This window comes from Nocardia sp. NPDC004415 (genome assembly GCF_053602435.1).
The window spans coordinates 1-10,472 of the sequence record NZ_JBSGDP010000103.1; the positions used below are offsets into that span (position 1 = coordinate 1).

Annotated in this window: 10 protein-coding genes; 5 read left to right on the top strand and 5 right to left on the bottom strand. The window is 68.9% G+C overall.

The genetic code is table 11. The features are described 5' to 3' along the window. Positions 1-30 precede the first annotated feature (30 nt). Together ACWEMY_RS28480 and ACWEMY_RS28485 are read right to left on the bottom strand one after the other, a co-directional pair. Positions 31-1,458: an NAD-dependent succinate-semialdehyde dehydrogenase gene (locus ACWEMY_RS28480; RefSeq protein ID WP_452392502.1), complete on the bottom strand. Its 1,428-nt coding sequence runs from the start codon at positions 1,456-1,458 to the stop codon at positions 31-33. Further along, positions 1,455-2,588 carry a zinc-binding dehydrogenase gene (locus ACWEMY_RS28485; RefSeq protein ID WP_452392511.1) on the bottom strand — a complete coding sequence of 378 codons (1,134 nt, stop codon included), beginning with the start codon at positions 2,586-2,588 and terminating at the stop codon, positions 1,455-1,457. The genes ACWEMY_RS28480 and ACWEMY_RS28485 overlap by 4 nt, the downstream gene beginning before the upstream one ends. 67 nt (positions 2,589-2,655) lie before the next feature. Between ACWEMY_RS28485 and ACWEMY_RS28490 the strand changes: the two genes are divergently transcribed. Further along, the gene (locus ACWEMY_RS28490) at positions 2,656-3,240 is read left to right on the top strand and encodes a QsdR family transcriptional regulator (protein WP_452392503.1); all 585 of its coding nucleotides are present in this window, start codon (positions 2,656-2,658) and stop codon (positions 3,238-3,240) included. Positions 3,241-3,245: 5 nt separating this feature from the next. Here the strand turns inward: ACWEMY_RS28490 and ACWEMY_RS28495 are convergent, their stop codons facing one another. After that, on the bottom strand, positions 3,246-3,809 hold the full coding sequence (locus ACWEMY_RS28495) for a PadR family transcriptional regulator (RefSeq protein WP_452392504.1): 564 nt from the start codon (positions 3,807-3,809) through the stop codon (positions 3,246-3,248). An 86-nt stretch (positions 3,810-3,895) separates the two neighbouring features. Further along, positions 3,896-4,723 carry a dienelactone hydrolase family protein gene (locus ACWEMY_RS28500; protein ID WP_452392505.1) on the bottom strand — a complete coding sequence of 276 codons (828 nt, stop codon included), beginning with the start codon at positions 4,721-4,723 and terminating at the stop codon, positions 3,896-3,898. Positions 4,724-5,036: 313 nt separating this feature from the next. Here ACWEMY_RS28500 and ACWEMY_RS28505 point away from each other — a divergent pair, with 313 nt between their 5' ends. Continuing rightward, positions 5,037-6,563 (top strand): MutS-related protein, encoded by a 1,527-nt coding sequence (locus ACWEMY_RS28505; RefSeq protein ID WP_452392506.1) that lies wholly within the window; start codon positions 5,037-5,039, stop codon positions 6,561-6,563. After that, entirely contained in the window at positions 6,554-8,038 is a 1,485-nt protein-coding gene (locus ACWEMY_RS28510) for a MutS-related protein (RefSeq protein ID WP_452392507.1), read from the top strand. The genes ACWEMY_RS28505 and ACWEMY_RS28510 overlap by 10 nt, the downstream gene beginning before the upstream one ends. A 6-nt stretch (positions 8,039-8,044) precedes the next feature. Here the strand turns inward: ACWEMY_RS28510 and ACWEMY_RS28515 are convergent, their stop codons facing one another. Next, entirely contained in the window at positions 8,045-8,632 is a 588-nt protein-coding gene (locus ACWEMY_RS28515) for a QsdR family transcriptional regulator (protein ID WP_452392508.1), read from the bottom strand. A gap of 64 nt (positions 8,633-8,696) precedes the next feature. Here ACWEMY_RS28515 and ACWEMY_RS28520 point away from each other — a divergent pair, with 64 nt between their 5' ends. Together ACWEMY_RS28520 and ACWEMY_RS28525 are read left to right on the top strand one after the other, a co-directional pair. After that, entirely contained in the window at positions 8,697-9,860 is a 1,164-nt protein-coding gene (locus ACWEMY_RS28520; protein ID WP_452392509.1) for an acyl-CoA dehydrogenase family protein, read from the top strand. Between the two features lie 9 nt (positions 9,861-9,869). Continuing rightward, positions 9,870-10,472, top strand: a 603-nt coding sequence (locus ACWEMY_RS28525; RefSeq protein ID WP_452392510.1) for an acyl-CoA dehydrogenase family protein, incomplete at its 3' end; no start/stop codon positions are given.

The window sequence follows — 10,472 nt, forward strand, 5'->3', positions numbered from 1 at the left end:
GGCCTTCTCGCCGGTAGCCGCCGATTCCCGTCAGGACAGGCGCAGTGCCAGGTATTTCGATTCCCGGTATTCGTCGAGTCCGGTGCTGCCGCCCTCACGGCCCAGCCCCGAGGACTTCACCCCGCCGAAGGGTGCGGCCGGGTCGGAGAGGATGCCGGTGTTGACCCCGACCATGCCCACCTGCAGGTTCTCGGCGAAGGTCACGGTCTCACCGAGATTCTCGCCGAAGACGTAGGCGGCCAAACCGGATTCGGTGTCCTCGGCGAGGGCGAGTGCCTCGTCGAGATCGGTGAAGGTCCGGATCGGGGCGATCGGGCCGAAGATCTCCTCGCGCCAGACCTGGGCCGCGGGATCGACCTCGGTGAGGACCACCGGACGCACGAAACAGCCTCGGCCCTCGGGGAGTTCGGCGGCGGAATGGATGCGCGCACCGCGCGCGACGGCGTCTTCGACGAGCCAGTGCATCTGATCGACGGCGGCCGAGTCGATGAGCGGGCCGACCTCGGTCGCCGGGTCCATCCCGTCACCGATCCGCAGCGCCGACATCGCCGCGACCAGCCGTTCGGTGAACTCGGCGGCCAGCGATTCGTGCACGAGGAACCGGTTGGCGGCCACGCAGGCCTGACCGCCGTTGCGCATCTTGGCCGCCAGCGCCCCGGCCACGGCCTTGTCCAGGTCGGCCGAGGCCAGCACCACGAACGGCGCGTTGCCGCCCAGTTCCATGGAGGTGCGCAGGACTCGCTGCGAGGCCTGGGCGAGCAGGCGCCGCCCGACTCCGGTGGACCCGGTGAAGGTGAGTTTGCGCAGCCGTTCGTCGGCGAGCAGGGTCGTGGCGACCGCGGCGGAATCGGTGGTGGTGACGCAGTTGACGACCCCGGCGGGCAGACCCGCGTCCTGGAAAACCTGCATCAATGCCAGTGCGGTGAGCGGAGTCTGGGAGGCGGGTTTGAGGACGACGGTGCAGCCAGCGGCCAGTGCGGGTGCCACTTTGCGGGTCACCATGGCGAGGGGGAAGTTCCACGGGGTGATGGCCAGGACCGGTCCGACGGGCTGCTCGGTGACCACGATGCGTTGGCCGCCGATGGGTGCGCGGAAGTATTCGCCGCGGGGGTGGGTGGCCTGTTCGGCGAACCAGCGCAGGAACTCGGCGCCGTAGTTCACCTCCCCGAGTGCCTCGGCGTAGGGCTTGCCCATCTCCAGGGTCAGCGTCCGCGCGATCTGCGGCGCGCGTTCGTGCAGGAGCCGAAAGGCCGTCATGAGGATGTCGGCGCGAGTGCGTGGATCGGTGGCGGCCCAGCTGTGCGCGGCCGTCACGGCGGCGTCGAGAGCGGCCGTGGCGATGTCGGGGCCACCGTCGGCCACGGTGGCGATCACCGCGCCGGTGGCCGGGTTGCGGACCGGCAACTCGGTGTCGCCGGTGCGCCATTCGCCGCCGATGAACTGGCCGATGGGGGTCATGGGTTCTCCTGATCGTGCTGGTCGATGACGATGATCTGGCGGATGGCGGTGCCGTCGGCGAGTGCGTCCATGGCGTCGTTGATGTCCTCGAGGCCGATCCGCGCGGAGATGAGCCGCTCGACCGGGAGTCTGCCGTCGCGCCACAGGCGCTCATAGCGGGGAATGTCGCGGGCGGGGACCGCCGAGCCCAGATAGCTGCCGACGAGGGTGCGGGCCTCGGCGGTCAGGCTCAGCGCGGGCAGGGTGACGGTCGACTCGGGTGCGGGCAGACCGACGGTGACGGTGGTGCCACCGGGAGCTGTTGCGGCGTAGGCGGTTTCCAGTGCCGTGGGATGTCCCGCGCATTCGATGACGTAGCGGCAGCGGGTCCCGGTGGCGAGGACCTGCTCCGGGGTGAGAGCTTCGGCGGCGCCCAGCGACAGCGCGGTCGCGAGCTTGTCGGGCACGGGATCGACCGCGACGATGCGTTCGACGCCGATCGCCGCGGCCACCAGCAGCGCGGCCATACCGACCCCGCCGAGCCCGACCACCATCAGGCTGTCACCGGGCTGTGGCCGGGCCACGTTCAGTACCGCGCCGCCGCCGGTGAGGACCGCGCAGCCGAACAGGGCCGCCACCTCCGGGGGGACGTCGTCACCGACGACGACCAGGGAGGCACGGTCGACCACGGCGTGGGTGGCGAAACCGGAGACACCGAGATGGTGGCGGACGCGAACACCCTCGCGCATCAGGTGTCCCGGATGGTTGAGCAGTTCACCGGCGGTATTGGCGCGGGTGCCTTCCGGACACGGCAGCCTGCCGTCGCGGCCGGGCGCGCAGGCCGCGCAGGCGCCGCAGCGCGGCAGGAAGGTCATCACGACCTGTTGCCCGACAGCGACATCGGTGACGCAAGCGCCGACGGCCAGCACCGTTCCGGCCGCTTCGTGGCCGAGCAGCATGGGCAGCGGTCGTGGCCGGTTGCCGTCGACCACGCTCAGATCCGAGTGGCAGACCCCGGCCGCGCGCACGGCGACGAGCACCTCGGTGGGTCCGGGATCGTCGAGGTCGAGTTCGGACACCGTGATCGGCCGCGAGTCGAGATAGGGACGTGCTCGGCCGGTCTCCTCGAGCACTGCTCCGCGGATGCGCATCATGAGCAATATGATACATAGAACACTCTGTGTCTCAAATGATGATGTCGCCGCCTATGCTTTCCGGGTGACACGCGCAGAGGGAGCCAGAACACCCGGCCGGCCGGCCTCGGCCAGCCCGGAGGACGTCCTACAGACGGCCATCGGCATGTTCCTGGACGGCAAACGCCTCGACGTCAACGCCATCGCCGCCCAGCTCGGCGTGGGCCGCGCCAGCATCTACCGGTGGTACGGCTCGCGCGAGGGCCTGCTCGGCGCCGCCATCGCCCGCCAGCTCGAACGCACCGTCGCCTACGCCGACCGGCACAGCAGCGCCACCGGCAGTGCCCGGCTCACCGAGATCATGAACCGCACGATCCACCTGCTCGTCCAGAACGACGCGCTACGAACCTATTTCGACAACGAGTCGACCGCGGCCCTGCGCCTGATCACCCGCAGCGACGGGCGAGTGCACCAGACCGCGGTGGCGACCGTCGAAGACCTCATCGAACGCGCCGAAGAGCACGGCTACACCCCGCCGATCGACCGCGCTACCCTGGCCTACGCCGTGGTGCGCCTGTGGGAGGCCTTCCTCTACAACGACGCCGTCGCCGGTTTCCGCGGTGATGTCGAACGGTTGCAAATCGTGCAGACCACGCTGCTACGCGCCTGATCCACTCACTCCTGGGCGGCGATGCGGCGGTCGATGACCGCGAGCACGAATTCGGTCCAGCGGATGTTCTCCTGCTCGAAGGAGATACCGCGCATCAAGGTCAGGTAGGGGCCGACGCGTTCGGCTTCCTCGAGGTAGGCCTGTTCGGTGCGCCCGGCCAGCAACCGGGTCCGGAGGCGTTCGTAGCGGGCGAGTTTGGCGGTCGACCGTTCCCGTTTCTCGGCGACCGCGGTCCGCACGGCCGGTGCGTCGGCGGCCTGCACGCTCTGCACCTTGACCATCAACTCGTCGCGGATCGCCGGCGGCTTGTAGTCGCCTTCGACGAAGGCGCGCAACGCGGCCTGCCCGGCGTCGGTGATCGAGTGCATGCGCTTGTTGGGCCGGCGTTCCTGCTGCACGACCCGGGTCTGGATGAGCCCGTCGGTGGCCATTCGCTCGAGCTCCCGGTAGAGCTGTTGCGGGGTGGCGATCCAGAAATTGGCGATCGAGGCGTCGAAGCCCTTGGCGAGGTCGTAGCCGGAGGCCTCGCCGTCGAGCAGGGTCGCCAGGATCGCATTCCGCAGTGCCATCAGCCCAGACTAGCAGCTGATACTAATCAACTTACTGACTATATGGGCGGGACCGGGGAGGGGTGGCGCCCTCCCCGGTCACCAGCTCAGCCCAGCGGGCAGGTGTTGCGGTACTCCTGGAACTGCGCCGACCGCGACGGGCCCGGGCACAGGAACTGGTCATAGCGGACGTCGTTGTCGACGAAACGCTTCAGCCAGGACAGGGTGAACTTCGTGTTGGTCGCATTGGCCTCCACCGGCTTGAAGTGGTTGCCGCTGTTGTACTCCAGATACGCCTTGTCCCTGGCGCTGGTCAGGTGGTCGTAGAAGGGCTCGGCATGCGCTCCGGTCGGGGCGATGACATCGTCGGCGGCGCCGATCAGCAACGTCGGTGTGGTCACCTTCTGCCAGGACGAATACGGCTCCCAGGGCGCGAGTCCGACGGCAGCCTTCAGTGCGGGCCGGTCCTCGGCGGCGCGCAGCGCGCCGCCTCCGCCCATGGAGAACCCGACCACCGCGGTCCGGGTCGGATCGATGCGGTCTTTGTACTGGCTCTGGGTGGTCAGCCAGTCCAGCGCGCCGAGCAGTTGATCACCACGGGATTCGGGCAGATCGAGCACGGTGTCGGTTTCCAGGGTGAGGACGACGAAACCCTGCGAGGCCAGGCGTGGGCCCAGCCAACTGATGATGGATTCGGGATTGGTGAAGCCGGGCGCCACCGCGACCGCGCCGAACGTGCCCTGGTCGGTGGCCGTCGGGTAGTAGACGGTACCCTTGTTGAACTTGTTGCTGGCCCGGGCGGGCGCTTCGGCCTGCGCGATCGCGAAGGAACCCTTCTCGGCGCTCACGCTCGCTTCGGTCGGGTCGGGTCCCCTCTGGTAGGGATTGTCGGCGGCCTGGGCGGGACCGGCCGCGACCCCGAGCGACACAGCCATCGCCGCGACGATACCGAGCCATTGAACTTTATTGCTGGACAAGGAATTTCCTCTCGCCTTCGAGTGGTGCGAGAGAAATGGTGCGCGGACCCGGGCGCGGATTCTGCGGCCGTGGACGACGATTTTTCCGTGCTGCCGGTGCGACTCCGGCCAACACTGTCACCTTGGTGCGCCTCGCCCCGCAGCGATCGTCATCGCGGTGCGGCTCGATCGGGTTCTTCCGGGTGTCGCGCCTTGACGATCGGCGCACTGCTCCCTAACCTCCGGTGGCGGACAACCGAGGCACGGACACCGTGGAGCGAGGGGGGCGCCGATGTTCGCCGAGAGTGTGCTCTGGCCGCGGGAGCCGTCGACGGTGGCCGAGGTGGTCGTCGACGCGGCGACCGTGGCGGATCTGCGGCTCGATCAGGTGATCGCCGCGATTGTCGGGTCCCCGGACGAATTCGGGCTCGCGGCACTGTTGCGGCGGCCGGTGCGCGACCGTGACACCGTGCGCTACCGCCAGGAAGTCTTCGCGGATCTGGCCGTCGACGAGATCCGGGCGGTGTTCGATGATTTCGCGGCCGGTCTGCGGCGGGTGCGGCGGCGCAGCGACGGCGCGGCCCGCTTGCCGCATCCGCGCCAGCGGCAGCGCTGGCATCTGGACGCGGCCGCCGACTATCTGGCCGCGCTCACCGCGACGGCTCAGGTGTTGCCGTCGCTGCCGCTGACCTCGCGGGCGCTGCGGCTGTGGCGTACGGCGGTCCTCGACGCGGTAGCGGGTCCCGAGGTCACCGCGCTCGCCGACGACGTGCACGCGGTGCGGCAGGCACTGGCCGCGGTCCGCTACAGCGTCCGCATTCTCGACACCGGCACTCTCGCGGTCGGGCCCGACGACGACACCTCCGACTACACCACCACGATCACCGAACTGCTGGCACGCTTCGGCGCAGGCCCGCCGCCACCGCCGCCCAGCCAGCCGGAGTGGCCGGACATGAACCAGATGGAAGAGCAGATCCTCGACCGGGTCGCGGCGCTGGCACCGCAGGCGTTCGGGCAGCTCGCGGCCTTCGCCGACCGATACCCCCGGTTCGTCGATCCGGCGGTCGCGACGTTCGACCGGGAGATCCATTTCTATCTGCGCTACCTCGATTTCGCCGCCACCCTGACCGAGCCGCTGTCACTGCCGCGGATCCTCGACGCACCCGGCGACATCGGCACCGAAGACGCCTTCGATATCGCGCTGGCCGCCAAGCCCGGCCGGGCCGAACCGTTGGTGTGCAACGACTTCGAGCTCTCGGGCCCGGAACGGGTACTGGTGGTCACCGGCCCCAATCAGGGCGGTAAAACCACTTTCGCCCGCATGCTCGGCCAGCTGTACTATCTGGCGGCGCTGGGTTGCCCGGTGCCGGCGCGGTCGGCGCGCCTGGCCTTGCCCGACCGGCTGACCACGCATTTCGAACGCGCCGAGCAGGCAGGCGACGCCGACGGGCGGCTGCTGGCCGAACTCGGACGAGTCCGCGAGACACTCGACAACGCCACCGCCGACAGTGTGCTGATCCTCAACGAGAGCTTCAGTTCGACGAGCACCCTCGACGGTGTCCGGATCGGCGGGCAGGTCCTGGACCGGATCATCGCCGCGGGTTCGGTGGCGGTGTGGGTGACCTTCTTCGACGAACTCGCTGCCGCGCGACCGGAAACGGTCAGCATGGTCGCGGCGACCGACCCCGCGGATCCGGCGCGGCGCACCTTCCGGATCGTGCGCCGCGCAGCCGACGGCCAGGCGCACGCGGTGGTGCTGGCGCAACGCTACGGCCTCACCTACGATCTCGTGACCGCGAGGACGACCGTATGCGAGTGAATCTGCTGTACCCGCCCGACCGGGTTCCCGCGATCGCGGTCAACGGTGAGCGTGTGGTCACCGATCTGGGTCTGGAGTCACTGTTCACCGCGATGGCCGCCGACGATCCGCTGATCACGCAGGTGGTCCGCGCGACGGTGCCCGCCACGATCACCGATCCGGAGGTCATCGCCTACCGGCAGGCCGTGCTGAGTGACTGCACCACGCATCCGGATGCGGTCCGTGAGCTCTACCGGATCGCGGTCGAGCCGACCCGGATCCGGCGCTGGCCGCTCGGTGAAGGCCGCCGGGCGGGCGGCAAACTGGTGCTGTCGCTGCCACCGTTCGGTGAGCTCCTGAATTGTTTGCGCCGGCTGCGGGCGCAGTGCCGCCACCACGCCGGCGACTTCACCTCCCCCGGCCTGCGGGCCCTGGTCGCCACGGTGACCGACCATTTCGACGACGACTACCTCGACGCGGTCGAACAACACTTGACCGCACTGCATTTCGATGACGGTATCCATCTGGGCGCCGGTCTCGGGATCGGCAACAAGATCGCCGATATCGTCCTGCACGACCCGTTGCCGCCGCGCCGGACCCGTTTCGGGTTCGACCGGCGTGCCGCGCAGACTTTCCAGCCGATCGAGGATCCCGAGGCCAGGTCCAATCCGACACTGAATCCGATTGTGCAGCTGCGCAATCGGGCATTGGCCGAGGTGGCCGAGGTCGTCGGTTACGCGGCCGACCACATCCACAGCTTCTTCGAACGGTTGCGCACCGAACTCGCCTTCTACATCGGCTGCCTGAACCTGCGTGACCGTTTGACCGAGGCCGGGATCCCGACCTGCCTGCCGAGCGTGGCCCCCGCCGGCGAAGCGGGTCTGCGGTGTGCGGGTTTGCGTGATGTCACGCTGTGTCTGACCGGCGGCGGGGAGGTCGTCGGCAACGATCTCGACGCGACCGGGCGCGAGCTGCTGGTGGTCACCGGCGCCAACAACGGTGGCAAGTCGACGTTCCTGCGCAGTGCCGGCGCGGCCCAGGTGATGATGCAGGCGGGCATGTTCGTGGTCGCCGAGAGCTTCCGGGCCCCGGTCCGCACCGGGATCTTCACCCATTTCGTCACCGACGAAGACCGCACCATGACCTACGGCAAACTCGTCGACGAACTGGTCCGGATGCGCGCGATCGTCGACCGCATCGGTCCGGGGGCACTGCTGCTGTCCAACGAGTCGTTCGCCTCGACCAGTGAACACGACGCCGCCCTCATCCTGGGCCCACTCGTGGCGGCGCTCGTCGACACCGGTGTGCAGCTCGTGCTGGTCACCCATCTGTTCGAATTCGCCCGTCGCCGCCATGACGACGACCGTCCCGGTGATCTGTTCCTGCGCGCGGGTCGGCTGCCCGACGGCCGGCGCACCTTCCGGCTCGTGCCCGGCGCACCGGAGCCGAGCAGTCATGCCGAGGAGATCTTCCGGCAGGTGTTTCCCGCGGGATAGTTCGGTTCAGGTGCGCAGCAGCGCGGTCTGGACCAGGCGCAGCCGGTCCACGTCACCGCGGAAACCGGCGACGGCGTCGTTGTAGAGGAACGCCTCCCACAGCCGCACCAGCGCGTAGGCGAGGGTGTCGCGTTCGATGGGCGGCTGGTAGCCCTGTTCTTCGGCGCGGGCGATGAGTTGTTCGACGAGTGCGACCGCGGCCTGGTGGACGGGGCCGTCGCTGCGGGTGATGGTGCGCAGGGCTGCGGTGGACTCGTTGTCGAAGTAGCTGCGCAGGGAGTCGGTTTCGACGAGCCAGCCGATGGTGCGGTCGAGGATCTCGTCGAGGCGGGCGCCGCCGGTGGCGGTGCAGCGGCGTTCGGCGTGAGCGATCATGCGCTCGAGCTGGCGGGCGATGGCGGCGCCGAGCAGGCCGTCGCGGGAGCCGAACCAGCGGTAGATGCTGGTCCGTCCGAGCCCGAGCTGGGCGGCGACGGCGTTGACGTCGACGCGTTGCCCGCTCAAGAAGACCTCGATCGTCGCTTCGAGGACGTCGTCGCGGCTGGCCGCGGCCGGTCGGCCGGGTGCTCTGGTGGTCCCTTCTGTGCGCGTCACCCACTCAGCATAGGCGCCCCGGCTCCATTTGAAACATTTGAGTGTCTGTGTAACATACTCAACCATGCAACTGGCACTCACCGAGGACGAGCTCGCCTTCCGCGACGAGCTGCGTGCCTTCTTCCGGCGCGAGATCCCCGCCGACATCCGCAACCGCGCCCGGCACATGTCCGAACTCTCCAAAGACGACTTCGTCACCACCCAGCGCATCCTCAACGCCCACGGCCTCGCGGTCCCGCACTGGCCGATCGCCTGGGGCGGCCGCGACTGGACCCCGGTCCAGCACCATCTGTGGCACGACGAGATGCAGCTCGCCTCGGTACCCGAACCGCTGACCTTCAACGCCAACATGATCGGCCCGGTCATCGCCCAGTTCGGCTCCGAAGAACTCAAAGCACGCTTCCTCCCGGCCACAGCGAACCTCGACATCTGGTGGTGCCAGGGCTTCTCCGAACCCGACGCCGGCTCGGACCTGGCCTCACTGCGCACCGTCGCCGTCCGCGACGGCGACGACTACGTGATCAACGGGCAGAAGACCTGGACCACCGCCGCCCAGAGCGCGGACTGGATGTTCTGCCTGGCCCGCACCGACCCGAACGCACCCAAGAAACAAGCAGGCATCTCGATGCTGCTGTTCCCGATGGACTCCCCCGGCGTCACCGTGCGCCCGATCGAACTCATCGACGGCGGCTTCGAAGTCAACGAGGTGTTCCTCGAGAACGTGCGCGTCCCCGCCGACCAGCTCGTCGGCCAGGAGAACCAGGGCTGGACCTACGCGAAATTCCTGCTCGGCAACGAACGCACCGGCATCGCCGCCGTCGGCCAGACCAAGGTCCGGCTGTGGCTGGCCAAGGAATACGCCAAGCAGACCCGCCTGGACGCGGGCACCCTGCTCGACGACCCGATGTTCGCCGGCCGCATCGCCGAACTCGAAAACGAACTGCTCGCACTGGAACTGGTGCAGCTGCGGGTCGCGGCAGGCTCGGCCGACGGCACCCCGAACCCGGTGTCGTCGATCCTGAAACTGCGCGGCACCGAACTGCAGCAGGCCGTCACCGAACTGCTCGTCGACATCGCCGGACCGGAATCCCTGCCCCGCGAAACCGACGCCCCCGACTGGGCGCGCCGCAGCACCGCCACCTACCTGAACTACCGCAAAACATCGATCTACGGAGGATCCAACGAGGTGCAGCGCAGCATCATCGCTTCGACGATCCTCGGATTGTGAGACACCGCCATGGATTTCGAACTCACCACCGAACAGGACATGCTGCGCGAGACCGTGCGCAGTGTGCTCACCCGCCACTACACCCCCGAACGCCGCCGCGAGATCATCGACGGTGCACTCGGCTGGGACCCGCAGGTATGGTCCACCTTCGCCGAGATCGGGCTGCTCGGGCTGACGATCTCCGCCGAGGACGGCGGCCTCGACGCCGGACCGATCGAGACGATGCTGGTCATGGAGGAACTCGGCCGGGCACTGGCACCCGAACCGGTCCTCGACGCCGCACTGCTGCCCGCCATGATCATCTCCCGTGCCGCATCGGCCGCCCAGCGCAAGGAACTGCTGCCACAGATCGCCGAAGGCACACTACGGCCGGTCTTCGCCCACAGTGAACCGGGCGTGCGCAGGCCGAGCACCCAGGTCGGCACCCGCGCCGCCGAACAGGGCGGGACGTGGCGGCTGACCGGCCGCAAACATCCGGTACCGCACGGTGACAGCGCGGATCGGCTGATCGTCACCGCCGCTCTGCCCGACGGCGGCACCGGCCTGTTCCTCGTCGACCCCGCCACAACGGGCGTGCAGCGCACCGGCTTCCGCACCCACGACGGGCGCCGC

Coding starts and splice junctions, on each gene's coding strand:
- ACWEMY_RS28500 (WP_452392505.1), bottom strand. CDS start 4,723: ATGGCTGTGTCGCTCGGGGTCGCGGCCGGTCCCGCCCAGGCCGCCGAC.
- ACWEMY_RS28520 (WP_452392509.1), top strand. CDS start 8,697: ATGCAACTGGCACTCACCGAGGACGAGCTCGCCTTCCGCGACGAGCTG.
- ACWEMY_RS28505 (WP_452392506.1), top strand. CDS start 5,037: ATGTTCGCCGAGAGTGTGCTCTGGCCGCGGGAGCCGTCGACGGTGGCC.
- ACWEMY_RS28480 (WP_452392502.1), bottom strand. CDS start 1,458: ATGACCCCCATCGGCCAGTTCATCGGCGGCGAATGGCGCACCGGCGAC.
- ACWEMY_RS28510 (WP_452392507.1), top strand. CDS start 6,554: ATGCGAGTGAATCTGCTGTACCCGCCCGACCGGGTTCCCGCGATCGCG.
- ACWEMY_RS28485 (WP_452392511.1), bottom strand. CDS start 2,588: ATGCGCATCCGCGGAGCAGTGCTCGAGGAGACCGGCCGAGCACGTCCC.
- ACWEMY_RS28495 (WP_452392504.1), bottom strand. CDS start 3,809: ATGGCACTGCGGAATGCGATCCTGGCGACCCTGCTCGACGGCGAGGCC.